Genomic DNA, 25,905 nt, shown 5'->3' with positions numbered 1-25,905 from the left:
CTGGCGCTCAGATCGAGATCCCGCCGTCGACGGGCAGGACGACGCCGGTGACGTAGCCCGACTCGGTCGCGGCGAGGAATCCGACGGTCGAGCAGACCTCTGCCGGCTCCGAGAAGCGGCCCATCGGGATCGTGGCTGCCAGCTCAGCAGCACGGTCGGCGGGGATCGAGTCGATCATTCGGGTCCGGGCGTTCGGAGAGATCGCGTTGACGGTGACGCCGAACCGGGCGAGCTCCTTGGCGGTCGTCTTCGTGAAGCCGATGATGCCGGCCTTCGCCGTCGCGTAGTTGGCCTGACCGACATTGCCGTGCAGTCCGGTGTAGGAGGTGACGTTGATGATCCGTCCGTATCCCCGGGTACGGAAGTGCGGGACGCACGCGCGGGTGAAGCGGAAGGTTCCGCCGGCGTGGACGTTCAGGACGGCGTCCCAGTCCTCGTCCGCTAGCTTCCAGACGACGGTGTCCCTCAGGATGCCGGCATTGTTGACGAGGACATCGACACGGCCGGTCTCCTCGATCACCTGTCGGATCACCGCTTCGACATCGCCCGTCGATGAGACATCGGCGCGAACGCCACGTCCGCCGGTGTCGACGGCGGCCGTCGCCAGCGCCTCGTCCTCGAAGTCGATGAGGTAGGTCGTGGCGCCTGCGTCGACGAAGAACCTCGCCATCTCGAGGCCGATGCCTTGCGCGGCGCCGGTCACGACGACGGTCTGGCCGGTGAAGTCGAACGACATGCTCATGAGTGGGTCCTTCTGAGTCGGAGTGTGCAGGGGGCCTGGTCAGGCGTCAGCGGCTACCGCGAGGGAGGTCCGCAGCTGGAGCTTGGAGATCTTTCCCGTGCCGGTCTTGGGCAGTGACGTGACCACGGCGATGTCGTCCGGGATCCACCACTTCGCGACCTTCCCGTCGAGGAAATTGCGCATCTCGACGGCCGTCATGGCGTGACCCGGCTCGAGGACGAGACAGGCCAGGGGACGTTCCCCCCACCGCTCGTCGTCCTGGGCAATGACCGCTGCCTCGGCGATCGCCGGGTGGCTGACCAGGAGGTTCTCCAGGTCGGCGGACGAGATCCACTCCCCGCCGGACTTGATCAGGTCCTTGACCCGGTCGACGATCGTCACCGCGCCGTGTGGGTCGAGCGTCGCGAGATCGCCGGTCCGCAGCCAGCCGTCCTCGGTGAAGCCTTCTGTCGCGTCGCGGTTGAGGTACTGACCGGCGACCGTCGGCCCGTAGACCTGCAGCTCCCCCGCGGTGTCGCCGTCCCACTTCAGTTCACTGGTACTACCCGGCGGGTCGACGATCCGGAACTGCAGCAGCGGGAGGGACGATCCGGGACGGCTCATGAGGTCGATGCGATCGGGGGCCATCCCAGGAGCGTCGGCCTGCGCGACGTAGGTGGCGGCCGGGCTTGTCTCGGTCATGCCCCAGCCACTGCTGAGGTGGACCCCGATCGTGGCCTTGTAGTGCTCGGACAGGCTCGTCGGCACCTTGCCGCCACCGCAGATGAGGCTGCGGACCGACGAGAGGTCCTTACCCTCCAGGTGGGGAGCGACGGTGGTCCACACCGTGGTGACCGCGGCACCGAGCGTGATCCGGTCCCGTTCCATCTGCGCGGCGAGGCGCTCGGGCGCCGTGACGGGGCCCGGAAGCGACAACGTGCTGCCGCACATCACCGCAGCGTACGGGTAGCCCCAGGCGTTGACGTGGAACATCGGGACGATGGGGAAGAGGACGTCCTGACGTCGGATCGCGTAGCCGTCGGCCACCTGCAGGAGAAGGGCATGCAGGACCGTGGATCGGTGGTCGTAGAGGACGCCCTTCGGCAGACCGGTCGTGCCGGAGGTGTAGCAGAGTCCGCTGGCGGTACGTTCGTCGTCGACGGCGAACGGGTGCTCGGAGCCGAGCGACGCATCGACCAGCTGGTCGTAGTCCAGGATTCGCGGGTCGTCCGGGACCGGGGCGGCGGTCCCGTCGTTCACGACGACGACGTGCCGGATCGCCGCAGACCGCTCGAGAACTGGCCACACCGTCGCGAGCATCGACCGCTCGACGAAGGCAACCTCGTCGCCGGCGTCGCGCAGGATGTAGTCGATCTGTTCCGCGAAGAGCCGATGGTTCACGGTGTGGAGGACCCGGCCCGAGCAAGGCACGGCCAGGTACAGCTCGAAGTGACGTTGCGTGTTCCACGCGAACGTCGCCACCCGAGCATCCGCTGAGACTCCGAGCCCGTCGAGCGCCCTCGCCAATGCGTGGACTCGCTCAAGGGTCTCCAGGAAGGTCATCGAGACCGGGCCAGTGTCGTACGAGGTGATCACGCGCGAGTCGGCGTACTGCCGCTCCATCCCCGGTAGCAGCTGCGGCAGTGTGAGCGGGCGATCCTGCATCAGGCCGTGCATCGCACACCTGTCCTCTCGAGGTCGTCTGTCGGCGTGCGGAGGTACGCCGTCGCGGGGGGAGTCGCTCCGGTCATCCCAGGGCGACTTTGTCGTAGCTGTCGATCCCGGATGCCAGCTGCTGCAGGTGCTCGAGCGCGCCACCAAGTCGGGCCTCGATCGCCATGAGGCGGGCGGCGTACTGGCCGATGACGTACTCCTCGGTGACACCGATTCCGCCATGCAGATGGATGGACTCATGCCCGACGGCGCGTGCCGAACGGCAGACCTGCAGCGCGGCACGCGAGGCGATCCTCGTTTCGCCCGCCCCGTCCTCAACGACCGCGACGGCGTACAGGCTCATGCTGCGCGCCATCTCCACGAGCACGTGAAGGTCAGCCAGCCGATGGGCCAGTGCTTGGTAGGTGACCAAGGCTGCGCCAAACTGCTTGCGGGACCCGAGGTAGTCGGTGGTGATCCGCAGCGCTTCCTCCATGCTGCCGATGGCCTCGGCGCAGAGGGCGACCTGTTCGAGGGTCTCCACACGACGCAGTGCTGCGTCGGGGTCGCCCAGCTCGATGAGTGTCGCTGGCGACTTCTCGAGCAACAGGTGCGCGCCCCGGCGGCGGTCGGGCGTCCGGAAGGCTGTCCTCGATAGGCCCTGCGTCGAACCGTCCACCATGAAGACGGCGACGTCGTCTCCGGCTCGCGCGGAGACCAGGTAGAAGTCGGCGACGTCCCCGTGCTTGACGAGGCGCTTCGATCCACTCAGGATCCAACCGTCAATCGTCTCGGTCGCCGACGTTGCGATAGCACGGTGTGGCCAACGGTCGCCCCATTCCTCGTGAGCGATCGCTCCGAGGAGCTCTCCGCTCGCGATTCCCTCGAGGGTCTCCTGCCACTGTCGTGGATTGTTGCTCCGAAGGAGGAGGTCGGCGGGGATCAGGGCGGAGTCAAGAACTGGTTCCGGGGCCAGGACTCGGCCCAGCTCCGTCATCACGGTGGCGACCTCGACGATGCCGGCCCCGGCGCCTCCGAGGTCCTCGGGGATGGCCAGCCCGAGGATGCCGGTGTCAGCCAAGGATCGCCAGACGTCGGCGCGCCAGCCGCGATCTGCGGTGGCCGTTTCGCGAAGACGCTCGATGTCGTAGGAACGTCGGTAGAGCTCGCGTACGGCGTCACGAAGTGCCGCCTGCTCCCTGCTCAAGGTGAAATCCATGATGTCTCGCTATCGTCGTCGTGCGCTCAGCGACCGGTCAGGGTCTTGGCGATGATCATGCGCTGGACCTCGGAGGAGCCTCCGTAAATGCCGACCTTCCGCTGGGTGAGGTAGGAGCGGATTGACCGTTGCGCCCATCGCGGGATTTCGTCGGATGGGCCGTCGACCGCGAGGGCAGTGGGACCGGCGATGTCGGCGATCAGCTCGGTCGTCTGCTCCTGCAGCTCACTGCCCCGGAGCTTGAGGATGGAGGCGATCGCGGCTTGGTCGACATCGCCCGACGTTGCGCGGAAGAGCGTCACCTCGAGGGCCGCGAGCTCGTTCTCCATCTCGGCGATCCGCGCCCGCAGGATCGGATCGTCGAGCAGGGTCCCCCGACCCGCAGGGGTCTCGCCGGCCAGGCGCTTCGCCTGGGCGAGTCGGTTCTTGGACACGCCTACTCGCGCGACGCGGGTCCGCTCGTTCCCGAGCAAGAACTTGGCGTACGTCCACCCGTGGTCCTGTTCACCGACGAGGTTCGCGACGGGCACTCGCACGTCGGAGAGGAAGACCTCGTTGACCTCGACGCTGCCGTCGAGCAGCGTGATCGGTCGGACGGTGATCCCCGGACTTCGCATGTCGATGAGGAGGAAGCTGATGCCCTTCTGGCGCTTGGGTGCATCCGGGTTGGTCCGCACCAGGGCGAACATCCAGTCCGCATGCTGCGCCAGGGTCGTCCAGGTCTTCTGACCGTTCACGACGAATTCGGCGCCGTCGCGCACGGCGCTGGTGCGGAGTGAGGCGAGGTCCGAGCCAGCGTCCGGCTCTGAAAAACCCTGGCACCACCAGATGTCGAGGTTGGCCGTGCCGGGCAGGAACCGCGCCTTCTGCTCGTCGGTTCCGAACTCGCAGAGGACCGGGCCGATCATGTCAACGTTGAACGTGAGCGGCTCAGGGACGTGCGCGAGGTGCATCTCGTCGAGGAAGACGTGCTCCTGCACCGGCGACCAGTCACGCCCGCCCCAGGCAGTAGGCCAGCTCGGGACCGCATAGCCGTGCTCGTTCAGGATTCGCTGCACGGCCGCGATGTCGTCCGGCTCGCGGGTCTCACCCGCGGCCGACCGCTCCTGGATGTCCTCGGGGATCTGGGTGCTGAAGAACTGACGGATCTCCTGACGGAACAACGCCTCGTCGTTCGAGAGCCTCATGCGCATGTCGTCTCGTCCTCGCATCCATCCAGGTCGGTCGTTCGCTCCACGGCAGCGTCCATCTACCGCAGTCGCCTCGAACATACCGTAGAAGGTTGGACATTTACAATCCAATGTCTGTCTCGGGACGATTCGGGCAGAGCACCCGCCTCGGTCCGCTAGTACGTGGCCCGCCCGCCGCTGGCGTCGAACACCGAACCCGTGGTGAAGGTGAGGCGGTCCGAGGCGACGAAGGCGATGAGCTGGCCCAGCTCGTCCGGATGCGCCTGGCGCCCCATCGGGATGAGTGCGGTGAGCTGCCGGTTGCGTTCCTCGGAGACGCCACTTCGCGTGCTGATTCCGGTCGTGACCATGCCCGGCGTGACAGCATTGGCCAACACGTCCTTGCGCGCAAGCTCCTTGCCCAGCGACTTGGTCAGTCCGATCAGGCCTGCCTTCGCCGCGGAGTAGGCTCCCCCGCCTGCGTTGCCCTCTTTCCCCGCGACGCTCGCGACGTTGACGATACGGCCGTATCCCGCCTCGATCATGCCGGGAACGGCCTCCACGATGCAGTGGTAGGCGCCCATGACGTGGACCTCGAACATGCTCCGCATGAAGTCGGGGGGCGTCTCCCAGACCGGCCGGTTCGGTCCCGCCACGCCGGCATTGTTCACCAGGACGTCGACGTCCCCGAAGGTCGTTCGCACCTCGTCGAAGGCGGCCTTCACGCTGAGCTGGTCAGTGACGTCAGCGTGGAGCGCAAGGGCGCGGGCACCGCGCGCCGAGAGGCCCGCCACGGCGCGATCCGCCGCGTCCTTGTCAAAGTCCAGGATCGCGACTGACGCACCCCCACGGCCCATGATCTGAGCCGAGGCGAAACCAATTCCCTGGGCGCCGCCAGTCACGACCACAACACGCCCGGTGAAGTCGGGACCCCGGTGCCGGTCATCGGTCAGGTCAGTCATGGTCTCGTCCTTCGTGTCGCGGGTGGTGGTGTTCACCTTGTCGTACCTTCCGTTGCTTGGGTGATGATCGATCAGCGAAGCGCTGCTGCGCTCATGACGCTGGGCTGGGCATGGCGAGAAACTCGCGTGCCCTGTCCCAGCGCGCTTCAGACTCCGTCCCTCGGCCCGCGTCGGTGGCCAGGTGACAGCGGGAGACCGCTTCTGAGGCAATCTCTACTGCTGGCGGAGTCTCGGCGCGGCACATCTCCATGACGAAAGGGCACCGCGTAGCGAAGGCACATCCACTCGGAGGATTCCACGGGTCTGGCGGATCGGCGCGGACATGGAGACGACGACGCAACTCTGCCGCTCGCTCCGCTCCTCGCGAACCGACCTGCGGTACCGACGCCAGGAGGGAGGCCGTGTAGGGGTGTTGCGGGTTCCTGATGACGTCATCGGCGGGTCCAACTTCGACGATCCGGCCGAGATACATCACGGCGATTCTGTCGCTCATACGCTGTACGACCGCGAGGTCGTGACCGATGAAGAGGTAAGCCAGCCGGCGGTCTCGCCGCAATCCCTGGAGAAGGTCGAGCACCTGGGCCCGAGTCGACACGTCGAGCGCGCTCACGGCTTCATCCAGAATGATCAGATCCGGGTCGGTCATCAAGGCGCGGGCAATCGCGATCCGCTGGCGCTGGCCCCCAGAGAACTCGTGGGGGTACTTGGCGAGGTCGGCTGAGCGAAGCCCCACCGCGAGGAGCATGTCAGCCGCCCGTTCCACGGCCGCCGGCCCTCGTTCCAGCCCATGAACCGTCAGCGACTCGGTGAGGGTGGACCCGATGGACATTGAAGGATCGAGCGACGAGTACGGGTCCTGGAACACCATCTGGAAACGGCGCCTGAGCATTCGCAGGTCCTTGCCTTTGGCGCGAAGGACGCTGTTGCCGTCGACGCCTATTGCGCCGGAGGTGACTGGATTGAGACCGGTGATAGCTCGCGCGACGGTGGATTTACCAGAGCCCGACTCGCCAACGAGCCCAACTGCTTCGCCCGGCGCAATCTCTAGGTCTACCTCGTTCACCGCGTGCAGGACTTGGCGCGGACGCCCCACCGCACGCTGACGCACGAACTCCACCGTGACTCGCTCTAGATTCAAGATCGGATTCATCGTGCACCCTCCAGGACCAGCTCGTCGGATCGCAGGCAGCGGTGGATTCGCCCCGCGCTTCGGCGGAGAGCCACCGGGCTAATCGTGCATGCGTCGGTCGCAAAGGCGCAGCGGTCCGCAAACCGACAGCCTGGGAACTCGCGGTCGACGCTCGGCACGCTTCCGGGGATGCCGGCGAATTCCCGCGTGGAATCGAGCGCGAGGATCGACGACAGCAGGCCGCTTGTGTACGGGTGCTGCGGGGCGTTGAACACGTCAGCCGTGGAGGCCTGCTCCACCAACTCTCCGGCGTACATCACGCCGACTCGATCGGCGACTTCGGAGACCACGGCGAGGTCGTGCGTGATGAGTAGGACGCTCATGTCGGACTCGGCCCGAAGCTCCGCGATGAGATCGAGGATCAGGGCTTGGACCGTCACGTCGAGCGCTGTTGTCGGCTCATCCGCGATGAGCAGCTCGGGCTCGCATGCGAGGGCCATCGCGATCATTGCTCGCTGACGCATCCCACCGGAGAAGTGGTGGGGGTAGCGCTCGGCGTTCCTGGCAGCGGTGGGGATGCCGACTCTCGAGAGCAGACTGACGGCACGGTCCCACGCTTGTCGCCGCGTGGCACCGCGGTGACGCCGGACGCTCTCGGCGATCTGCTCACCGATCGTGTAGGCCGGGTTGAGGCTGGTCATCGGCTCTTGGAAGATCATCCCCACTCGTGAGCCTCGGACCTGGTCGAGTTGCTTCGAGGTCGCCCCGAGCAGATCGGTCTTTCCCAGTCGGACGTGGCCACCACCAATGCGGGTGCCGCGACGCGGCAGGAGTCCGAGGATGCTCATTGCCGAGACGCTCTTGCCCGAGCCGGACTCTCCGACGAGGCCGAACACCTCGTTCCGTCCGATGGTCAACGACAGGTCTCGCACGGCCGGTGACCACCCGGAGACTGTGCGGAACTCGACCGTCAGATGGTTGATGTCGAGCACGTGCTGGCCGACCAAGTCGGTGTTCATGACTTCCGCTCCCGTCCGATGGAGTCACGGATGCCGTCGCCCAGGAGATTGAAGGACAGCACCAACAGGGAGATGAGCACACCGGCGGCGATGACGGGCACAGGGTGCTGTGACATCTGCGGGACTGATCGGCCGAGGACCGCTCCCCAACTGGACTGAGGGGGTTGGACGCCCAGCCCGAGGAAGCTGAGCGACCCTTCCGCGAGGACGGCCGTCGCCATCGTCAGCGAGACCTGGACGAGCAACGGCGACAAGGCGTTGGGGAGAATGTGGCGCATCAGGATCCGGAGCGGACTGCAGCCGACGGTTTTGGCGGCAGCGATGTAGGTCTCGTTCAGCACCGCCAACCCGGCCGCCCTCGCCACCCTGAAAAGCCGCGGACCGTAGACGACGCCGATCGCGATCATTGCGTTCGTGAGGCCGGGTCCTGTGATGCCGATGATGACCACGGCAAGCAGGAGTGCCGGAAAGGTCATGATGGCGTCTGCGACTCGTGACAGACAAGCGTCGACCCAGCCACCTGCGAACGCTGCTATGAGTCCGGCCGGTACCCCGAGGATCACGGAGAACCCTGTCGCCTGCACCGCAGCCAGGAGTGTCGTTCGGCCCCCGTACAGCAGGCGGCTCAGTACATCGCGGCCAACATCGTCGGTCCCCAGCGGATGCCTCGCGCTGGGGCCTTGGAGCGTGTCGGCCAGGACCCCACGATCGAAGGGATACGGGGTGAGTAGCGGCGCAAGGATGCAGACCGTCGTGATGACGACGACGAACACCAAGGCGGCCACAGCCAGAGGCTGACGTCGGAAGCGGTCGACGCCACCGCCGCGGGTCAATGTCTGACGCAGTCCCCTGCCGCGCTCTCGGGACGCAGTGACGTTCACGGCTTGACTCCTGTTCACGCACGCACCCTCGGGTTCAACCATCCGTACGACAGGTCGATCAGGACGTTGACCAAAAGCACGATCATGGCGATGAAGATCCCGATGCCCAGGACCATGGGAATGTCGCGGGTGAAGACCGACTGCACCAGCAGTTGGCCGATGCCCGGGATGCTGAAGATCTGCTCGACGATCACGGTTCCGCCCAGCAGGCGCGCGATCTGGTTACCGAAGACGGTGACGACCGGCATCGCGGCATTGCGGCTCGCGTGCTTCAGGATCACCCGCGTGCTGCCAAGCCCCTTAGACCTCGCCGTTCGGACGTAGTCGAGCTCTAGCACATCGGACACCGAGGCCCGAATGTGTCGAGTGAGTTCCGCGGCCACGGTCGTCCCGAGCGTCAGAGCCGGTAGGACCAGGAGATAGGCCCACTGGATCGGATCGTCGAACAGTGGCACGTAGCCGGTGGCATCGAATATTCCCAGTTGCAACGCCAGGACCAACACCAAGACGAGCCCGACGAAGAAGTCCGGGAGCGCCACACCCAGCGACGCGAGCAGGACGCCGATCCTGTCCCAGATCGAGCCGCGATGAACGGCAGTGCCGACCCCCAACGGGATGGAGATCAGCAGTGCCACGAGAAGCGATGCGATGACCAGGCTCAGCGTTGCCGGCAGCCGGTCAGTGATCGCGTCGAGCACCGGCCGGCCTCCGTCGAACGACGTCCCGAAGTCCAGACGCACCAGACCGGTCGTGTACTCCCAGAACTGGACTACCAATGGACGATCGAGCCCGAGTTCGACCCGTGTCGCCGCGATCGTCGCCTGGTCTGCGTCGGGGCCCGCGGCTGCCACCGCGGGGTCACCGGGGGTGATGTGGATCAGGAGGAATCCGATGACGGTGACCAGTCCTAAGGTGAGGAGCAGGATCCCGAGTCGTCGCAGGACGAAGGTCAGCATGAGCCGCCCCCGTTCAGCTGCATCCGACGCCTACGGTCACGTCGCGCCAGTCGTTGGCGCTCGACGCCAGATACGGCTCTAGCCCCGAGACGCATCCCTTCTTGTAGGCATAGATGATCGGGCGGTCGATGATCGGGACGGTTGCGGCGCTCTCGATCGTGATGCGGTTGGCCTCCTCGATCGCTTCTGCGCGGGCCGGGTCGTCAACGCTGAATCCCGACACGGCTTCGAGTGCGTCGGCGAGGTCCTCGCTGACGACCCCGCCTGGCGTGTAGGTGCCACCCGGCCCGACGACGATCTCGAGCGTCTGGAGGGGGTCGGCGCGGCCGCCCCATCGCACCATCCAGATGTCACCGCCGGATCCGTCTTGGAAGGCCGGGAGGCTCTGGCTGATGTCCATCGTCTTGACGTCGAGGGTGATGCCGACGTCCTTCAGTTGCTGACTGACCACGTCGAACATCTGGGTGTAGTCGGACAGGTTCAGGAGCAGGAACCCGAGAGTAAGACCGTCGGGGTAGCCCGCCTGTTCGAGAAGCTCGCGGGCCTTGTCTGGGTCGAATGCGTAGTCGTCTTCGGCGCCGTCGATGTGTCCCGGCTGGCCTTTGGGGATGAGCTGCACGGTGGGTTCGGTGGTGCCGAAGCCCAGGGCCGCCGCGATTGACTTACGATCGATCGCGTACATCAGTGCCTGGCGAACCAGTGGTTCCCCAAGGGCGCCTGACGTGTTCAGGTACATCGTCCATCGGCTGCCGGACGGGTTGATCTTGACCTCGAGTCCCGCGCCCTCCGCGGTGGCTATCTGTTGTGGGGTCACGCTGGCCACGGTCGCCTCGCCTGAGCGGACAGCGTTCAGACGGGTCGTCTCGTCGGTGACGTACTTCATCACCAAGCGCTTGGGTCGGTCCTTGACCCCATCCCAGTAGTCGTCGTAGCGCACCATCGACGTCGACTCGTTCGGCGTGAACTCTTCGAGGACGAACGGACCGGTGCCGACAGGGTCCATCTCGAGGCCGCGTCTTCCGAGCGCGGCAGGGCTAATCATCATGCCAATCTGCGTGCCGAGCGCGTAGATGAAGCCGCCGTCGGGTGCGGTGAGGGTGATAGCGACTTCGGTCGGCGAGGTCGCCTCGACTGAGGCGATCTGCGCCGCGGCGGCACGGAAGGTCGAGCCGACATCAGCGTCAAGAGTCTTCGCGGCCTCGAGGTTCTCCTTCACTGCCGTGGCATCGAATGCGGTGCCGTCGTGGAAGGTGACTCCTTCGCGCAGTGTGAGCGTCACGACGGTCAGGTCATCGGAGTACGACCATTCCGTTGCGAGCTGTGGGATGGGGGTGCCCTCTTCGTCGAAGCCGATCAGACGGTCGAATACGGCATAGAGCGGTGATTGGCTTGGCCCTGAGTCGTTCTTGGCCGTTCGCGGATCCATGGTGCCGTTGGGCTGCGGGTTCACGTCGAGCACGGTGATGGTGCCGTCCGGGTCCGGTGTGGAGTCGGTGCTCCCGTCCGCTCCACCACATGCCGTGGTCGTTGCAATACAGAGAAACGTCAGGACGGTGAGCAGCCTCGAGCGCATGCCAAAACTCCTTGGGTCTGCCGGGCGGGCGCCGCGACACGTGTGACCCTAGTCATACAGGTTGCGGTCCGACAACAGTCACAGCGAGGTTTTTCTACACCTGTCGCTTTTTGTTATTGTCGGACGTTTGGATTACCATTCGAACCAGGCTGCGAACTGAACTCGCACGCCCTGCCGACCGAAGGACCTGATGATGACCTTGAGCCTGCCCACCGAGATGCGCTGCGTTGTCGCGCCCGAGCCCGGCGGCCCGGAGGCTGCTGTGATCGTGCGTCGATCCGTCCCGCGCCCGGGCGCCGGCGAAGTGCTGGTGCGAGTCCTCGCGAGCTCGGTCAGTCGTCCTGACACGATCCAGCGGCAGGGCCTCTACCCCCCGCCGCCGGGCGCCCCCGACGTTCTGGGTTTGGAGCTCGCCGGCGAGGTCGCCGAGGTCGGGGACGGAGTCGACGGTTGGAGCATTGGGGACCGCGTGTGCGCTCTGACGATCGGCGGCAACGCCGACTACGGGGTTGTGCCCGCCGAGCATCTGCTTCCGGTGCCCCAGGGACTCACGATGCTCGAGGCCGCGAGCCTGCCGGAGAATCTTTGCACCGCGTGGGACGCCATCGTCCGTCGCGGTCCGGTCCGCGACGGCGAAACAGTGCTTGTGCACGGCGGGTCCAGCGGTCTCGGCTCGATGGCGATCCAACTCGCTCGGGCGCTCGGCGCGACCGTCGCAGCGACCGCGGGGAACGAGGCGAAGGTGGAGTTCTGCCGTCAGCTCGGCGCCGACCTGGCGATCAACTACCGCGAGGACGACTTCCTACCGGCGGTGAAGGCGTGGACCGACGACCGCGGAGTCGACTTCATCGTCGACCTGGTGGGAGTCGACTACATGCAACGCAACCTCCAGGCGCTTGCCCTGGATGGCCGCCTCTCTGTGCTCGCGACACTGTCATCGGAGTCGGTCGCGCCGGTCGACCTCCGTGTGATGCTGCGTCGGCGGCTCACGATCAAGGCTGCGACCCTCAAGGCGCGATCGATCGACGAGAAGGCGGAGGTCATCCGGGGGCTGCGCTCCGATGTGTGGCCCTTGCTCGAGTCCGGTGCGGTCAAGCCAGCACTCGACAGCGCGTACCCGCTTGAGCAGGTCGCCGCAGCCCACGCTCGTCTCGAATCGAGCCAGCACATGGGCAAGATCGTTCTCGATCTAACCGCCTCCGCGTAGGGCGTTGGGAGTCCTTATGCGTGTCTATAACGGCCTCAGTGAGCTGACCTCCGCGGGCGGCACTGAGATCGGCGTCAGTGACTGGTTGACCGTGACTCAGGAAAGAATCGACCAGTTCTCTGAGGCGACCGGCGACCATCAGTGGATCCACACCGATCCGGTCCGCGCCGCGAGGGGCCCCTTCGGGTCGACCATCGCCCACGGCTTCTTGACGCTGTCCCTCGTTCCGTTCCTTGCCCAACAGATGTATCGGGTCGACGGCGTCAGCGTTGCGGTGAACTACGGTACGAACAAGGTGAGGTTCCCGCAGCCAGTGCCCGTCGACGCGCGACTGCGTGCCCGGGCCGAACTGGTGGAGTCGCGCACGGTCAAACTCGGGACGTTGGTGACCGTGCGGTTTACCATCGAGCTCGAGGGCTCGGCCAAACCGGCCTGCGTGGTCGAGGCCCTGACTGTCTACGCAGCGTAGCGACGGCGGGAGGTGCCGAAACGTGGACGATCCACGATCGGATCCGCCAGGGTGGCCCACGGAGTCGGCGATCACGGCCTTTTTCGACGGGCAGCTGCTCCAGGGCACGAGTCTGGAAAGGTTGATCGAACAGGCGGCGGCACTCGTGAGCAGCGCTGTCGGTCGGCGCCGAGCCGATGGGCGCGGGGCGGCGCGGGACGCGCGCGGCGGAGCGCTGTCGGTCGTCGCACCGGACGGAGCGACAGCCAGCTCGGTCGCCACTGGTGGGCTTGTCTGGGTGGACGCCAAACCCGGGTTGCTCGCCGCGCACTTCCTTGATCGTCTTGCCCTGACCGTGACCGTGGTGGAGCGTTGGGGCATCTCCGGCGCCAGCTCCATCTCACCGCCGATCGACCTCCTCCTGGATCCCTCGTCCAGCGAGGTCGCCCAGGGATGGGCTCGCAAGCAGCTCGGACTGACCGCCGGAGCACTGGTCCGGGTGGCAATCTGCAGCGGTCAGGCCGACCGCGTGGATGGCTTCGTCGCCACACTCGGGGACATCGAGCGCGTCATCGCGCGCACCACACGCCGCGACAAGACCGTGGTGCTGCTAGCAGCCGCCGACGTCGGACCGGTCGCCGTCCCCGGCGTCCCGACAGGAGTTCGGGCCGCGCACGGCCGAGTCGTGGAAGCCGACCACGCTTCAACGGCCTATCTCACCGCGCGTGACGCCTACCGGTTCGCCCGCCCCTCGCTTCACGACCGTGGCCCGTACCAGCCGGTCGCGGGTGTTTGGCTCGACGGTGGCCGCCTCTCCGGGCTTGCGGCGCTGTGCCGGCTCGATCGCACGGACATCGAGATAGTCCCCGATGTGAAGTCACTCGCCACGCTAGCCGAGCAGCACGGGGAACACGTCCTCCAGATGCTCGAGGCCTACGCGACGACGGACTCACTGCGCAAGGCTGCGGCCCAGGTCCATGTTCATCACAACTCGGTGACTTACTGGGTGCAGAAGGCTGAGGCCGAGCTCGGGTACTCCTTGACCGAGCCCTATCGTCGCGCCCAGCTTTTCATCTGCCTGTGCCTATATCGCCTGTGGCAGGACGACGGCGGGGAGTGACCCACACCGCTGCCTTGCTCGAAAGCCAGCGAAGCAGGCACACGACCGAGCCCAAGAGTCCCGACGTGTGCCTGCCGCCGTGCCCGGTGGGTGGAGCGGCGACGGGCAACCCAGTGGTCAGTCCGCGGAGATGACGTCGCCCACGGGCTCGAACTTCTTGGTCTCCGCGTTCCACGCGTACGGTCGGAACGACTCAATGCCAAAGGAATCCGACTCGCCGTCGACCGTGAAGCTCACGCCGTCGATGAACAGCGGTGCCTTGTAGTCCTGGGACTGCGCCGCCTTCATGATGCCGATGCGCGACAGACCGCCGTCAGAGACCGCGGCCTCCTCGAGGGCATTGACCGTGATGTCGGCCATTGCCCAACCGCTGAGGACGTAGGACGACGACGGGTCAGCGCCTGCGGCGGTCACCGCCTCGACGAACTCGAGGACAGCGTCGTCGTCCTCATACTCCTCGAGGATCGGCTCTTTGAACCACCGCAGGATCTCGACTCCGTCGGCGGCCTCGCCCGCGGGCTCGAACACCAGTTTGGCGTCCGTACAGTTGGACGGCACGATCACGAGCTCCGGCTCCCAGCCGGCCCGACCGATGGCGTTCATCATCGACAGGCAGTCAGTGCCGATGCCGCCGATGTTCAGCACCTTGGCGCCGGTCGCTTCCAGGGTCGATGCGGTGGTTGCCGGGTCGACGATCGGCTCGTTCTTGACGAGCCTGATGTCAGTGCCTTCGATGGCGGCCTCGAAGGCCTCCGCGTACGCCTGTCCTGACTCGTTCGGGTTCGAGGCCATGGCGACCTCGACTCCGTCCGGGTAGCGCTCCTCGATGAGGCGAGCGATCGCAGCCTCTTCGATGGACGCCGCGGGAAGGTCCTGGGTAGTCCACGGGAACTGCACCGGGTCGTAGTACTTCGGCACGCTCGATATCGCGTTGAGCAACGGGACGCACTGCTCGTTCTGGTAGTCCGACATGGCGTCGACCTGGCCGCCGCCCAACGTCGTCAGAACGTCGGCCTGGTCCTGGTCGATGAGTGCTTGGACGTTCGTTTTGGCGCGCTCGGGCGTGAACCCGTCGTCGCGCTTGACGACAGAGATCTCGACTCCGTCGATGCCACCGTTCTGGTTGGCGAGCTCGAATCGCGCCTCTGCGCCCTGGAGCACCTGGCCGATGGCCTGGGCGGCCGGGCCCGACAGGGCCGCGGAGATGCCCACGACCAACTCGTCGGTGATCTCCCCGGTCACAGCCGCGGGGTCGGCGCAGTTCTCGCTCGAGAGTGCCTCCTCCGCAGAACCGCTGGTCGTCCCGCCGGTGTTGGTGCCGCAGGCGCTGGCGAGGGCCAGGGTGATCGCCACTCCGATCACGCCGTACTTGCTGGTTTTCATCGTGAACTTCCTTCACTGCTCGCATCATCTGAGTTCGGCCCGGGCGGGTGCTCGGCACCTCCTGCCGCCACCGGCTCTTCGCCGGTGACTTTTCCTCCCGAGTTCTGGGTCGACGAGGCACGGCGTCGGGCCACCGGATGATCCGACGGCACGACCCGCACGAAGCGTCGGATGACGATCTGCAGTCGTCCCGCAATGCCTTCGGGCATGAAGAAGACCAGGACGATCAGCGTCACGCCGAACAGGACGCCGGAGATCGGTCCGGTGGTCCAGGTGCTGGTCAGCTCAGGCAGGAAGACCGTCACGGTCGATCCGATCAGCGGACCGAGCAGTGTCCCCGCTCCACCGATGAACATGGCCGTGATGAGCTCGATTGACTTCACGAGGGTGAAGGAGCCGCCGTCGGGCGATAGCGCTCCGACGTTCATCGCGAAGAGCCCGCCCGCGTAGCCGGTGATCGCGCCCGACAAGCCGAAGGTGATGACCTTCGTGCGGGCCACGTCGACACCGTTGGACCTGATGGCGACCTCGTGGTCGCGCACGCCACGCATGGCGATGCCCGTCCGGCTGCGCATGAGGTTGCGCACGAGGAGCATCACGACCACGAGCGAGACGAACGAGAGTCCGTACAACCACAGCCCTCGTTCGAAGCGGGTCAGACCGGTCCAGCTCGGAGGCGTGAGGAACTGCGACCTGATGAGCAGGCCGGCGGCACCTCCGGTGAAGTCGTCGAAGCGGCGGATGATCTCCGGGAAGGCGATGCCGAGGGCCAGGGTCACGAGCGAGAAGTAGAGGCCACGGATCCGTAGGGCAGGCACGCCCACGATGAGACCGACGGCGAATCCGAGTGCGGTCGCAACCGGGAGGGTCAGGAGCGGCGAGTAGGCGTAGTCCAGGATCAGGATGCCGGTCGCGTAAGCCCCCACACCGAAGAGGGCGGAGTGGCCGATCGACAACAGGCCCGTGTACCCCGTGGCCAGATTGAGGCCCACGACTGCGATGGCCGTGATCATGACGGCCGTCACCTGTGACATCCGGTAGACCGAGAGGGTCGTACCGATGAGTGCTAGCCCGGTGATGGCCCCGACGATGACGAGCGCAACGATCCGGTAGGCGCGGCTGCCTTCGGCGAGGAGTACGGGGCTGCGCTCCGTTCGGGGCTCGGTCGTCCGTTCGCGGTCGGTGACTGTCGGCATCACACACGCTCCAGTTCTTTGCTGCCGAAGAGGCCGTTGGGTCGGACCACGAGGATGAGGACGATCATGACCATGGCGGTGGTCTGCTGCATCGCGCCGCCGACCAGGGGCACGTACCCGGTGACCATGGCCTCGACGACGCCGATGATGAGGCCACCGATCACGGCCCCGGCGAGGCTGTCCAGCCCGCCCAGCAGCGCAGCGGCACAGGCCCCGATGAAGATCGGGAACATCGTCGTGACGGACAGCTGTTCAGGCGCCAGCGGCGTGGCGAGGGATCCGGCCAAGGCGCCGATCGCACCTGCCAGACCCCAGCCCAGCATCAGGATCCGACTGGTGTTGACCCCCGTCAGCGCAGCGGACTCGGCGTTGTCGGCCACGGCCCGCATGTGCAGGCCGAGCTCGGTCTTGGTGAAGAGCACGGTCATGAGCAGGGTGACAACGGCCAGCGCGACCCACGTGACGACGGTGTCGCCGTACACGCGCGCACCGAAGAGCTCGAAGTAGTCGTCCAAGCCGTTGGGCACGATGCTGGGCATGACCTTGGTGTCAGTCCCCCAGATCAGGGCGACGGCGGCGTTCAGTCCGCTGAAGAGCCCGAGCGCCACGATCAAGGTCGCGAGCTCGCTCTTCTTCTGGACGGGGCGAATCAGGCCGCGTTCCGCTGCGGCGCACAGGAGGAACCCGGCAAGCATGCCCGCGATCACCGCCGCCCAGACGGGCAGTCCCGTACCGACGAGCCACCAGGCGAAGAAGGCGCTGAAGAGCGCGAACTCGCCCTGGGCAAAGTTCAGGGTGCCAGTGCTCCGGTAGACCATCACGAGCGCGAGCGCCAGGAGGGCGAAGATCGACCCGTTGGTGACACCTGCGAGGAGACGTTCGACGAACAGTTCCATGGAGGTCTCCTCAGTAACCCAGGTAGGCGCGACGGAGCTCGGTGTCCTCACGGAACGACGCGGGCGTTCCGGTGCGGACCATGCGCCCCACTTCGAGCAGGTTGACCGACGAGGCTAGGTCCATGGCCAGCTCAGCGTTCTGCTCGACGATCAGCATCGAGGTGGAGTCCTCGCGGTTGATGTCGCGCAGAGTGGCGAACAGGTGTTGCACGATGCGCGGAGCCAGGCCAAGGCTGGGCTCGTCACAGAGCAGCACACGTGGGCGCGCCATCAAGGCTCGGGCGACCGCAAGCATCTGCTGCTCGCCTCCGGACAGCGTTCCGGCGCGCTGGTCGACCCGTTCGGCGAGGACGGGGAACACCGTCGTCCACCGCTCGATGTCGTCCGCGATACCCGCCCGGTCCCCGCGCAGTGCAGCTCCGACGCGGAGGTTGTCGAGCACCGTCAAGGTGCCCAGCGTTCCTCGACCCTGAGGAACCAAGGACACACCGGCACGGACGACGTCCGCCGGCTTTGTCCCGATCTCCACGCCGTCGACTCGGACGCTGCCTCGCCGATCGATCAGCCCACAGATGGCGCGCATCGTCGTCGTCTTACCGGCGCCGTTCGCTCCGAGGACGACAACGACCTCGCCGGCGGGGACCGAGATGGAGATGTCACGAACGACGTCCGCCGCCCCGTACCCGGCACTCAGTCCCGAGATCTCGAGGGCGCTCATGCCGCTGCCGTGCCCAGGTAGGAGGCCACGACGTCTGGATTCTCCTGCACTTCTCGCGGCGCGCCCTGGGCGAGGACGCGTCCGAAGTCCAAGGCGACGACCGAGTCGGAGATTCCCATGACCAGACCCATATGGTGCTCGACCAGGAGAACGGAGAATCCGAGCGACCGGCTCAGGTCTTTGATCAGCACACCCAGCTCGTCGACCTCGGAGTGGGTCAGACCGCCGGCCGGCTCATCGAGCAGAAGCAGTTGAGGGCGGGCGATGAGCGCTCGTGCGAGCTCGACTCGCTTCAGCGTGCCGAAGGGCAGCCCGTCGGCGTCCTCGAGGGCGACGTCGACGAGGTCGAGGCGCTCGAGGAGCTCCCATGCGTGGTGGCGAACCTGCCGGTGGGCGCGCCGCGACGCGGGCAGGCCGAGCATTGCGGACACGAAACCGGTGTGCCCGAGCGCGGAGGCGCCTGACATCGTGTTCTCGAGCACGGACATGGAGGGGAAGAGCGCGAGGTTCTGGAACGTCCGCGCAATTCCCGCTCCCACAATGCGGTGCGGTCGCATGGCGAGCAGGTCTGCGCCCTGGAAGCGGATGGTGCCGACGGTCGGTTCGTAAACCCGGGTGATGCAGTTGAACAAGGTTGTCTTGCCAGCCCCGTTCGGTCCGATGAGTCCGCAGATCTCACCGTGGCCGACGCTGAAGGACACACCCGTGAGGGCGTTGATGCCGCCGAACGAGATGCCGATCCCCTCGATATCGAGGACGTTCTGTGCATTCACCGCAGTCTCCTGATCGCGCTCCGTGCCACGAACACCCGTGTGCCGTGGATCACACCATACAACTTTAGACAACGTAGTTGAAGTCGAACCTTTAAAAGTTCTGCCAGATCCTCGGAAGGGTCGGCCTAGTCGCGCCGGCGTCAGTGTGCTGCGCTCGACGCCTGTGCCCGCACCGGCACAGCTGCGCCGTCGTTTTCTCGCAGGCCACGGCCGACGCGGTAGGCGAAGAAGGAGATAAGGACGCCGACGATCCCGAGACCTGCTCCTCCGAGCATCGCGAGGCTGTAGCTGCCTGTCAGGTCTCGGATCAGACCCCACAGAGGCAGTGCGGCGGCGAGCCCCACTGCGAACGCCGACAGGGCGAATCCGTAGACCACGGCGAAGCGCTCCTGGCCGACGGCCCGCAGGGTCACGAGCGGCACGATGATAGTTGGCACAGAGAGCGAAAGGGCGGCCACCGGCAGCAGGAGGAAGAGCACTCCCGCTCCCAGGTCTCCGAACAGGGCGATCATCGGAAGTCCCAGGGCGAACAGGCAGACCAGCACGGCGTACAGGGCGATCACGCCCAAGCGGTCGTGAAGGTAGCCGAGAATGGGCTTGGCGACCAAGCCACTGACCGAGTAGACCGAGACGAGCAGGCCGGCTGTCGTCGCACTGACACCGAGGTTGTCGTACACCGCGGGCTGGACGCTGACGAACGCGGACTCGAGGGCGAAGAGGAAGAACGCGGCCCCGAGCAGAGTCGTCACGACGACGAAACCCCGTGTCAGACGCGGTCCTCCGTCTCGCCGCGCACGAGGGTCAGGCACGTCCACCGTGATCTCGGACGGTTCGCGCACCAGGAAGATGGCGGGCAGCACGGCGAACAGGACGACAAATGCCGCGATGGCCGTGAACGCTCCCGTGAACCCGAAGCTGGCCACGATCGGGGGAAAGGCGAGACCCCAGAGGAACCCACCGAACGAAAACCCGGTGGCCACGATCCCCACGACGGTCCCGCGGCGACTGTGGGTGTGCCAGACGGTCGTGAGGTGTGTTGCCACGAGATAGGTGCACCCCGTCCAGGAGACGCCGAGGACCGCCGACCAGGCGTAGAAGGCAGCCAGATTGGGCGCGACACCCATCCCAGTGAAGCTCGCAGCCACACCGATGCTGCCGCTGATCGACATCACCCGAGCGCCGTGGCGCTCCAGCAGCCGGCCCGCGGAGGAGTACACCGCGGCCGTCGCGAGCGTGAAGACCGAGTACCAGATCAGGTATCGGCCGGCACCGACCCCGAAGTGCTCAGTGCCAGGCACCACCGTGAAGCCAGCAGCAGCAACGGTCGAGACAGTCACCATCATGCCGAAGGCGGCGATCGTGGCCATCAACCGCTGCCTCCGGTACCGGCGATCGAGCGGCGCGTGAGAGCGATCGTCAGGAATGGGGGTCATGGGCTTCCACCTCAGGTGCTGGGGACGGTCGTGCTGGCGTCACAAGTCGACGTACGCCACGGTCAGGTGCGCTTGAGCTGGACCTGCTTCCACTCGAGCAGTTCCTCGACACCGGCGAAACCGCCCTCACGTCCGATACCGGACTTCTTGTAGCCGCCGAATGGCAACTGGAAGGAGCCGCTCGAGAGGTTGACGCTGATGTTGCCGGCCTCGAGGCGGAGCGCGATCGGGATCGCCCGGGCCTCGGACATCGTGAAGATGCCGCCCGCGAGACCGAACTCGGAGTCGTTGGCCATCTCGATGGCCTCTTCCTCGGTCTCATAGGGCTGCAGGGTGATGACCGGACCGAACACCTCTTCCCGAACGATGCGCATGTCCGACGTGACGTCGGCGACCAACGTGGGGCGGACGAAGTAGCCGTGCTCCAAGCCGTCTGGCCGGCCGCCCCCAGCGAGGATCGTGGCGCCCTCCGCTCGGGCGATGTCGATGTAGCGCTCCACTTTGTCGCGATGCGACGCCGATACCAGGGGGCCGACGTCCGTGGCCGGATCGGACGGATCGCCGACCACGAGACCGTCGTAGTAGTCTGCGAGCGCGTTCCGCCAGGCCTGCTCCTTCGCCTTCGGCACGAACAGGCGCGAGTAGGTTGTGCAGATCTGTCCGGCCTGGGCCATGGTCCCCGCGAACACCAACGGGGCGTGCTCCACGGGATCTAGGTCATCCAGGATGATCCCGCCGGATTTGCCGCCAAGCTCGAGCGTGAGCGCCGTGACGTTGTCGGCAGCGTCCTTCATGATCTCGATGCCGGCCTCGGTGCTGCCGGTGAAGGAGATGTAGTTGAACTCCGGCCGCTTGGTGATCGCTCCGAGCGCTTCACGACGCCCGGGAAGGAAGCTGACCTGGCCAGCCGGGATCCCGGCTGCCTCGATGGCCTCAGCCAGGACGAAACTGCCCAGCGGGTTTTCCGTGGCGATCTTGATGACGATGGGGCATCCGGTGAGGAGAGCAGGTGCCATCTTGACCACGGAAACGTAAAAGGTCGTGTTCCACGGCACGATCCCGAGGACGGGGCCGATCGGCTCTCGCACCAGCAGGGCTTCGAGGTTGCCGACCGTGACGCGCTCTGGGTCGTCCGAGAGGCGCTCGACGTATCCGACGTGCGCTCGGACCAAGGCGGCTGCGCCAGCGGCCATCACCTGACCACTGCGGATCGTTCCACCGAAGTCATGCACGTAAGCCTGCGCCACGCGGTCGGCGCGCGCTTCGATCTCGACCGCGAGGCGCTCGAGGTACTCGGCGCGCTCGGCGTAGGTGAGGCGTCGCCACGGATCGTTCGCGAAGGCCTCCACCGCAGCCGAGATGGCGCGGTCGACGTCTGCCTCGGAGGCCTCCGGGATCGAGCCGATGACGTCCTCGGTCGTCGGGTTGATGATGTCGAGCCGGTTCGTGGTGGCGGGCTCGACCCACACACCACCGATGAACAGGGTGTTCCGGGTGAACAGGTCCTGGTCGAGCCGCTGCTCGGTCGTGATCGTCATGATGTCCCTTCGTCGGTGCGAGTTTCAGTGGTGGGCGATGACGCTGCGGGCGACGCCGCCGCCGGTGAGCATCCGCGCGTAACCGTCATTGATGTCGTCGAGCGCGATGTTCTGGGCAACTAGGTCATCGAGGTTGAAGCGACCCTGCAGGTACAGCTCGGCGTAGTAGGGGACGTCGACCTTGAAGTTCGACGAGCCCATCCACACGGCCCGCACGCTCGCGCCACGCAGAATCTCGGCACTCGGGAGCTCGAAACGCGAGCCCGGAGCCTGCATCCCGACGATGTAGACGGTGCCGTCGCGGCCAAGCATCCGGTACCCCTGGCCCAGCGGGCCGGGAAGGCCCGTCATCTCGAAGACGTGGTCGACCCCGTGGCCACCCGTGATCTCGGCGACTGCCTCCACCGGATCGACGTCGCGAGCGTTGACGCCGTGCGTGGCCCCGAACTTCTTCGCCAGCTCGAGCTTCTCGTCCTGGACGTCGACGGCGATGATCTTGCGGGCGCCGACCAGGGCCGCCGCCTGGATGGCGTTGAGCCCGACTCCACCAGCACCGAACACCACCACGGTCTCCCGAGGACGCACCTCCGCGCAGCGCATAACGACCCCCGCACCCGTGGCGACGGCGCAACCCAGCACCGCCGCACGGTCGAACGGCACTCTCGGATCGACGGCGACGAGCATGCTCTGGTGCACGATCGTCTGCTCGGCAAAGCTGCCGATCCCGAGGAACTGCCACAGCGGATCGCCGTCAGCGGTCGTCATGCGCGGAGGCTCACCAGCAGCTCGCGCCGCGCGTTCGGGGTGACGGCACCAAATGGAACGGCCTTCACGACAGTTGTCGCACTCGCCGCAGGAACCGACTCCACAGCCCACCACGTGATCGCCGATCGCGAACTCCGTCACCCCGTCGGCCACCGCCTTGACGACGCCGGCGAGCTCGTGGCCGAGCAGTGCCGGGAACGGGGTCCCGCGGTCCTCAGAGACGAAGTTCCAGTCGCTGTGGCACAGCCCCGAGGCCTTGACGTCGACCAGGACCTCGCCGGGCCGAAGGTCCGAGAGGCGGATCTCGGACAACGTGAACTGGTTGGCGGCCACGCGGTCGACCACCGCCGCCCGGACGTTCTGGCCAGGTGCGGGAGTCGTCGTCGGGAGCGTCGTGCCGGTCATGCGTTGACCCTTTCGGTCTCGCGGGCCGCGGACTCGCGGACCGAGTGTGCGTGGGCGAACCCCGGGTAGCCGGAGGCAGCCACCTCGGAACAGGCAGTGCGGTAGTGGCCGAAGCCGCCCAGGTAGGCGAGGAACACGCGAGGTTTGCCCGGCACGTTGACGCCCATGTACCAGGACGCGGCCTTCGGATAGAGGGTGTGGCTGGCGAGCTCGGCCACCCGCGCGACCCAGTCGGCCTGCGCCTCGGCCGTGGCCTCGGTGCGGGAGACGCCCTCACGGCGCAGGTGCTCCAGATAGTCGGAGATCCACTCGACGTGGTGCTCGATCGACGCCAGGACGTTCGTCAGCACCGCCGGGCTTCCCGGGCCCGTGACCGTGAACAGGTTCGGAAACCCGTGAACGGCGAGACCGAGGTAGGACCTGGCGCCCTCGGACCACGCGTCTGTCAGGGACTGCCCGCCGCGACCGGTGATGTCGATCCGCTCGAGGGCGCCGGTGACCGCGTCGAAACCAGTGGCCAGGACGATGGCATCGAACTCGTGCTCGTGCCCGTCGACGACGATGCCGTGTCGACTGAATCGCTCGATCGGGGTCTCGCGGATGCTCACCAGTGACACGTTCGAACGGTTGAACGTCTCGTAGTAGCCGGTGTCGAGAGCAAGTCGTTTCGTGCCGATCGGGTAGTCGTGCGGCTCGAGCAGCTTCGCCGTCGCAGGGTCCTTAACGATCTGGTTGATCTTGTCGCGCACGAACTGCGAGACGAACTCGTTCGCCACCTCAGAAACCAAGGTGTCGTTCAGCGTCGCGGCAACACCGAGCCCCGTCGTACGCCAGCGACGCTCGAGCTCGCCGCGTGCCAGCACGGGATCGACGTCGGCGAAGGACCCTATGGGCTGCTCGCCGAGGATCCCTGCGCGCGTGTGCGTGGCCGCCTCCCGGAGCACGGGGTAGTTCTGCTTGGTGACCTGCCGCTCCCGTTCGGTCAATGGCCGGTTGGCTGCCGGCACGGTGAACGTCGCCGTGCGCTGAAAGACCGTCAGTTCCGCGGCCTGCTCGGCGATGAGGGGAATCGACTGGATCCCGGACGACCCAGTGCCGATCACCGCCACGCGCTGTCCGCTGAAGTCGACCCCGCCCTTCGGCCAGCGGCCGGTGTGGTGGATCGGGCCGGTGAAGGTCTCCATGCCCGGAAAGCTCGGCTCGGACGGCACGGACAAGTTGCCAGTGGCGGCGATGAGGTACCTCGCCTCAAAGGTGGCGTCGCGATCGGTCTCCACGATCCAGACGTCGCGCTCCTCATCGAAGGCCGCCGAAGTGACGGTCGTGTCGAACTCGATACTGCGGCGTACGTCCCAGCGATCAGCAACGAAGTTGATGTAATCCAGGATCTCCGGCTGCGCCGCGTACCTCTCGGACCAGTCCCATTCCTGCTGAATCTCCTCGTCGGAGTAGGAGTAGAACTCCGACTCGAAATCGCACCGTGCGCCGGGGTAGCGGTTCCAGAACCAGGTGCCGCCGACGTCCTCGCCGCGCTCGAGGACCTTGACGTCGTAGCCGAGCTCATCGCGCAACCGGTGGATCAGCAGCATTCCGGAGAATCCCGCCCCGATGATGACAACGTCGTGGCGCGAAGGTTCGGTGGTGGACTTGCTCATGACACTTCCTGTCTGTTCGTGAACACCGCGTTGCGGAGATACGCGGCAAGCCATTCGATGGCCTCGTTGCTGGCAGGCAGGACGTTCACCATCTGAAAGAACGCGTGCATCTGCCCATCGAAAAGCCGTAGTTGCACCGGTACGCCAGCGGAACGAAGTCGCGCGGCGAACTCAGTGCCTTCATCCAGGAGGGGATCGTGCTCTGCCAGGACCATGGCCGTGGGCGGGAATCCGGCGAGGTCATCAACCCGGAGAGGGCTCGCCCGGAGGTCGCTCCGATCCGTGGCTCCGAGGTAGTGGTCGAGGAACCAGCGCATGCTGTCGCGGGTGATGAGGAGTTGGTTCTGCGGATCCACATACGAGGGTCGATCGACGTCGGTGTCGGTCACCGGGTAGACTAGGAGCGCTGCAGCGATCTCCCGGCCCGCGTCGGCTGCACGCAACGCGGTGTTGATGGCAAGGTTGCCTCCAGCGCTGTCGCCGGCGACGACCCACCGCCCTGCAATTCCCGGAACATCGGTGAGTTCACTCGCCGCCCACTGAAACGCGTCCCAGGCGTCATCAACCGGGACGGGGAACGGGTGCTCCGGCGCGAGCCGATAACCGACCAAGATCACTGTTGTGTTCGCTGCGGCCGCGAGGGTGCGAGCGAGGGTGTCGTAGCCGTCGATCTCCCCGAGGACGAAGCCGCCACCGTGGAAGTAGACGACTACACCCCGCGAACTGGAAGACGGGACGAAGATCCGTACGGGGAAAGTCGCTCCGTCCCGCGCAGGTACGGACTTGTCAAAGACTCGATACATCTCGGGACCACGGCCAAAGGCCACCCAGGCGCCGGCACCCGCGGCACGGGCTTCCGCGGGCGAGGAGTCGACGAGGGGGCGCGTGCGGTTCTGCGCGATCGCCTCCAGCAGCAGCTGCGTAGACTTGTCGATCAAGTGTTCCTCGCCCTCTCGGCCGCCGGCGCTTTCGAGCGCAGGTCGGCTTCGTCCACCTGAATGTGACCCAGCCCACTGGCCGGAGCTCACTCAGTATTGAGGCTCGAACGGCGCCAAAGCATTGAGCAGATGGCACAGATGTGTGACG

Annotated in this window: 23 protein-coding genes; 3 read left to right on the top strand and 20 right to left on the bottom strand. The window is 66.3% G+C overall.

Annotation, left to right across the window (positions count from 1 at the left end; all coding sequences use genetic code 11):
* Window positions 1-7: 7 nt before the first annotated feature.
* From KVF89_RS01990 to KVF89_RS01945, 10 genes are all read right to left on the bottom strand, one after another.
* A complete protein-coding gene (locus tag KVF89_RS01990) occupies window positions 8-742 on the bottom strand; it encodes an SDR family NAD(P)-dependent oxidoreductase (protein WP_257422889.1) in 735 nt (244 codons plus the stop codon).
* Window positions 743-781: 39 nt separating this feature from the next.
* A complete protein-coding gene (locus KVF89_RS01985; protein ID WP_257422886.1) occupies window positions 782-2,398 on the bottom strand; it encodes a long-chain-fatty-acid--CoA ligase in 1,617 nt (538 codons plus the stop codon).
* Between the two features lie 70 nt (window positions 2,399-2,468).
* A complete protein-coding gene (locus tag KVF89_RS01980) occupies window positions 2,469-3,593 on the bottom strand; it encodes an acyl-CoA dehydrogenase family protein (RefSeq protein WP_257422885.1) in 1,125 nt (374 codons plus the stop codon).
* A gap of 26 nt (window positions 3,594-3,619) precedes the next feature.
* Complete coding sequence (locus tag KVF89_RS01975) at window positions 3,620-4,780, bottom strand: acyl-CoA dehydrogenase family protein (RefSeq protein ID WP_257422883.1); 1,161 nt, start codon at window positions 4,778-4,780, stop codon at window positions 3,620-3,622.
* Between the two features lie 158 nt (window positions 4,781-4,938).
* Complete coding sequence (locus tag KVF89_RS01970; RefSeq protein WP_257422881.1) at window positions 4,939-5,760, bottom strand: SDR family NAD(P)-dependent oxidoreductase; 822 nt, start codon at window positions 5,758-5,760, stop codon at window positions 4,939-4,941.
* 55 nt (window positions 5,761-5,815) lie between these two features.
* On the bottom strand, window positions 5,816-6,874 hold the full coding sequence (locus KVF89_RS01965) for an ABC transporter ATP-binding protein (RefSeq protein ID WP_257422879.1): 1,059 nt from the start codon (window positions 6,872-6,874) through the stop codon (window positions 5,816-5,818).
* Window positions 6,871-7,872: an ABC transporter ATP-binding protein gene (locus KVF89_RS01960; protein WP_257422878.1), complete on the bottom strand. Its 1,002-nt coding sequence runs from the start codon at window positions 7,870-7,872 to the stop codon at window positions 6,871-6,873. The genes KVF89_RS01965 and KVF89_RS01960 overlap by 4 nt, the downstream gene beginning before the upstream one ends.
* A complete protein-coding gene (locus KVF89_RS01955; RefSeq protein WP_257422877.1) occupies window positions 7,869-8,795 on the bottom strand; it encodes an ABC transporter permease in 927 nt (308 codons plus the stop codon). The genes KVF89_RS01960 and KVF89_RS01955 overlap by 4 nt, the downstream gene beginning before the upstream one ends.
* Complete coding sequence (locus tag KVF89_RS01950; protein WP_257422876.1) at window positions 8,768-9,709, bottom strand: ABC transporter permease; 942 nt, start codon at window positions 9,707-9,709, stop codon at window positions 8,768-8,770. Before KVF89_RS01950 ends, KVF89_RS01955 begins: the two co-directional genes overlap by 28 nt.
* A 13-nt stretch (window positions 9,710-9,722) precedes the next feature.
* Window positions 9,723-11,282, bottom strand: a complete 1,560-nt coding sequence (locus tag KVF89_RS01945; protein ID WP_257422874.1) for an ABC transporter substrate-binding protein — start codon at window positions 11,280-11,282, stop codon at window positions 9,723-9,725.
* Between the two features lie 193 nt (window positions 11,283-11,475).
* Here KVF89_RS01945 and KVF89_RS01940 point away from each other — a divergent pair, with 193 nt between their 5' ends.
* The 3 genes from KVF89_RS01940 to KVF89_RS30320 are packed head-to-tail and all read left to right on the top strand — an operon-like array spanning window position 11,476 to window position 14,057.
* Window positions 11,476-12,489: an NAD(P)H-quinone oxidoreductase gene (locus KVF89_RS01940; protein WP_257422873.1), complete on the top strand. Its 1,014-nt coding sequence runs from the start codon at window positions 11,476-11,478 to the stop codon at window positions 12,487-12,489.
* A gap of 16 nt (window positions 12,490-12,505) precedes the next feature.
* Window positions 12,506-12,958 (top strand): MaoC family dehydratase, encoded by a 453-nt coding sequence (locus tag KVF89_RS01935; protein WP_257422871.1) that lies wholly within the window; start codon window positions 12,506-12,508, stop codon window positions 12,956-12,958.
* Window positions 12,959-12,980: 22 nt separating this feature from the next.
* A complete protein-coding gene (locus KVF89_RS30320; RefSeq protein WP_257422870.1) occupies window positions 12,981-14,057 on the top strand; it encodes a helix-turn-helix domain-containing protein in 1,077 nt (358 codons plus the stop codon).
* A 117-nt stretch (window positions 14,058-14,174) separates the two neighbouring features.
* Here the strand turns inward: KVF89_RS30320 and KVF89_RS01925 are convergent, their stop codons facing one another.
* The 10 genes from KVF89_RS01925 to KVF89_RS01880 form a co-directional block, all read right to left on the bottom strand.
* The gene (locus tag KVF89_RS01925; protein ID WP_257422869.1) at window positions 14,175-15,440 is read right to left on the bottom strand and encodes an ABC transporter substrate-binding protein; all 1,266 of its coding nucleotides are present in this window, start codon (window positions 15,438-15,440) and stop codon (window positions 14,175-14,177) included.
* Window positions 15,437-16,636 carry a branched-chain amino acid ABC transporter permease gene (locus tag KVF89_RS01920; RefSeq protein WP_257422868.1) on the bottom strand — a complete coding sequence of 400 codons (1,200 nt, stop codon included), beginning with the start codon at window positions 16,634-16,636 and terminating at the stop codon, window positions 15,437-15,439. The genes KVF89_RS01925 and KVF89_RS01920 overlap by 4 nt, the downstream gene beginning before the upstream one ends.
* Window positions 16,636-17,532, bottom strand: a complete 897-nt coding sequence (locus KVF89_RS01915; protein WP_257422866.1) for a branched-chain amino acid ABC transporter permease — start codon at window positions 17,530-17,532, stop codon at window positions 16,636-16,638. The genes KVF89_RS01920 and KVF89_RS01915 overlap by 1 nt, the downstream gene beginning before the upstream one ends.
* Before the next feature lie 10 nt (window positions 17,533-17,542).
* Complete coding sequence (locus tag KVF89_RS01910) at window positions 17,543-18,250, bottom strand: ABC transporter ATP-binding protein (protein WP_257422864.1); 708 nt, start codon at window positions 18,248-18,250, stop codon at window positions 17,543-17,545.
* Window positions 18,247-19,023 (bottom strand): ABC transporter ATP-binding protein, encoded by a 777-nt coding sequence (locus tag KVF89_RS01905; protein ID WP_257422863.1) that lies wholly within the window; start codon window positions 19,021-19,023, stop codon window positions 18,247-18,249. The genes KVF89_RS01910 and KVF89_RS01905 overlap by 4 nt, the downstream gene beginning before the upstream one ends.
* Window positions 19,024-19,163: 140 nt before the next feature.
* On the bottom strand, window positions 19,164-20,456 hold the full coding sequence (locus KVF89_RS01900; RefSeq protein WP_257422861.1) for an MFS transporter: 1,293 nt from the start codon (window positions 20,454-20,456) through the stop codon (window positions 19,164-19,166).
* A 62-nt stretch (window positions 20,457-20,518) separates the two neighbouring features.
* Window positions 20,519-21,994 carry an aldehyde dehydrogenase family protein gene (locus KVF89_RS01895; protein WP_257422859.1) on the bottom strand — a complete coding sequence of 492 codons (1,476 nt, stop codon included), beginning with the start codon at window positions 21,992-21,994 and terminating at the stop codon, window positions 20,519-20,521.
* A gap of 24 nt (window positions 21,995-22,018) precedes the next feature.
* Window positions 22,019-23,164, bottom strand: coding sequence for a zinc-binding dehydrogenase (locus tag KVF89_RS01890; RefSeq protein ID WP_257422857.1), 1,146 nt, complete (start codon window positions 23,162-23,164; stop codon window positions 22,019-22,021).
* A complete protein-coding gene (locus KVF89_RS01885; RefSeq protein WP_257422856.1) occupies window positions 23,161-24,819 on the bottom strand; it encodes a flavin-containing monooxygenase in 1,659 nt (552 codons plus the stop codon). Before KVF89_RS01885 ends, KVF89_RS01890 begins: the two co-directional genes overlap by 4 nt.
* Window positions 24,816-25,757 (bottom strand): alpha/beta hydrolase, encoded by a 942-nt coding sequence (locus KVF89_RS01880; protein ID WP_257422854.1) that lies wholly within the window; start codon window positions 25,755-25,757, stop codon window positions 24,816-24,818. Before KVF89_RS01880 ends, KVF89_RS01885 begins: the two co-directional genes overlap by 4 nt.
* Window positions 25,758-25,905: the final 148 nt, after the last annotated feature.

Source organism: Nocardioides carbamazepini (assembly GCF_024614185.1).
Classification (GTDB): domain Bacteria; phylum Actinomycetota; class Actinomycetes; order Propionibacteriales; family Nocardioidaceae; genus Nocardioides; species Nocardioides carbamazepini.
The sequence above is the reverse complement of the archived record's forward strand: the minus strand, read 5'-3'. Positions and strand labels throughout refer to the sequence as shown.

Excerpts from the sequence above, each read along its gene's own strand:
- KVF89_RS01990 (WP_257422889.1), bottom strand. The coding sequence starts at position 742 with ATGAGCATGTCGTTCGACTTCACCGGCCAGACCGTCGTCGTGACCGGC.
- KVF89_RS01985 (WP_257422886.1), bottom strand. The coding sequence starts at position 2,398 with ATGCACGGCCTGATGCAGGATCGCCCGCTCACACTGCCGCAGCTGCTA.
- KVF89_RS01980 (WP_257422885.1), bottom strand. The coding sequence starts at position 3,593 with ATGGATTTCACCTTGAGCAGGGAGCAGGCGGCACTTCGTGACGCCGTA.
- KVF89_RS01975 (WP_257422883.1), bottom strand. The coding sequence starts at position 4,780 with ATGAGGCTCTCGAACGACGAGGCGTTGTTCCGTCAGGAGATCCGTCAG.
- KVF89_RS01965 (WP_257422879.1), bottom strand. The coding sequence starts at position 6,874 with ATGAATCCGATCTTGAATCTAGAGCGAGTCACGGTGGAGTTCGTGCGT.
- KVF89_RS01960 (WP_257422878.1), bottom strand. The coding sequence starts at position 7,872 with ATGAACACCGACTTGGTCGGCCAGCACGTGCTCGACATCAACCATCTG.
- KVF89_RS01955 (WP_257422877.1), bottom strand. The coding sequence starts at position 8,795 with ATGGTTGAACCCGAGGGTGCGTGCGTGAACAGGAGTCAAGCCGTGAAC.
- KVF89_RS01950 (WP_257422876.1), bottom strand. The coding sequence starts at position 9,709 with ATGCTGACCTTCGTCCTGCGACGACTCGGGATCCTGCTCCTCACCTTA.
- KVF89_RS01945 (WP_257422874.1), bottom strand. The coding sequence starts at position 11,282 with ATGCGCTCGAGGCTGCTCACCGTCCTGACGTTTCTCTGTATTGCAACG.
- KVF89_RS01940 (WP_257422873.1), top strand. The coding sequence starts at position 11,476 with ATGACCTTGAGCCTGCCCACCGAGATGCGCTGCGTTGTCGCGCCCGAG.
- KVF89_RS01935 (WP_257422871.1), top strand. The coding sequence starts at position 12,506 with ATGCGTGTCTATAACGGCCTCAGTGAGCTGACCTCCGCGGGCGGCACT.
- KVF89_RS01925 (WP_257422869.1), bottom strand. The coding sequence starts at position 15,440 with ATGAAAACCAGCAAGTACGGCGTGATCGGAGTGGCGATCACCCTGGCC.
- KVF89_RS01920 (WP_257422868.1), bottom strand. The coding sequence starts at position 16,636 with ATGCCGACAGTCACCGACCGCGAACGGACGACCGAGCCCCGAACGGAG.
- KVF89_RS01915 (WP_257422866.1), bottom strand. The coding sequence starts at position 17,532 with ATGGAACTGTTCGTCGAACGTCTCCTCGCAGGTGTCACCAACGGGTCG.
- KVF89_RS01910 (WP_257422864.1), bottom strand. The coding sequence starts at position 18,250 with ATGAGCGCCCTCGAGATCTCGGGACTGAGTGCCGGGTACGGGGCGGCG.
- KVF89_RS01900 (WP_257422861.1), bottom strand. The coding sequence starts at position 20,456 with ATGACCCCCATTCCTGACGATCGCTCTCACGCGCCGCTCGATCGCCGG.
- KVF89_RS01895 (WP_257422859.1), bottom strand. The coding sequence starts at position 21,994 with ATGACGATCACGACCGAGCAGCGGCTCGACCAGGACCTGTTCACCCGG.
- KVF89_RS01890 (WP_257422857.1), bottom strand. The coding sequence starts at position 23,164 with ATGACCGGCACGACGCTCCCGACGACGACTCCCGCACCTGGCCAGAAC.
- KVF89_RS01885 (WP_257422856.1), bottom strand. The coding sequence starts at position 24,819 with ATGAGCAAGTCCACCACCGAACCTTCGCGCCACGACGTTGTCATCATC.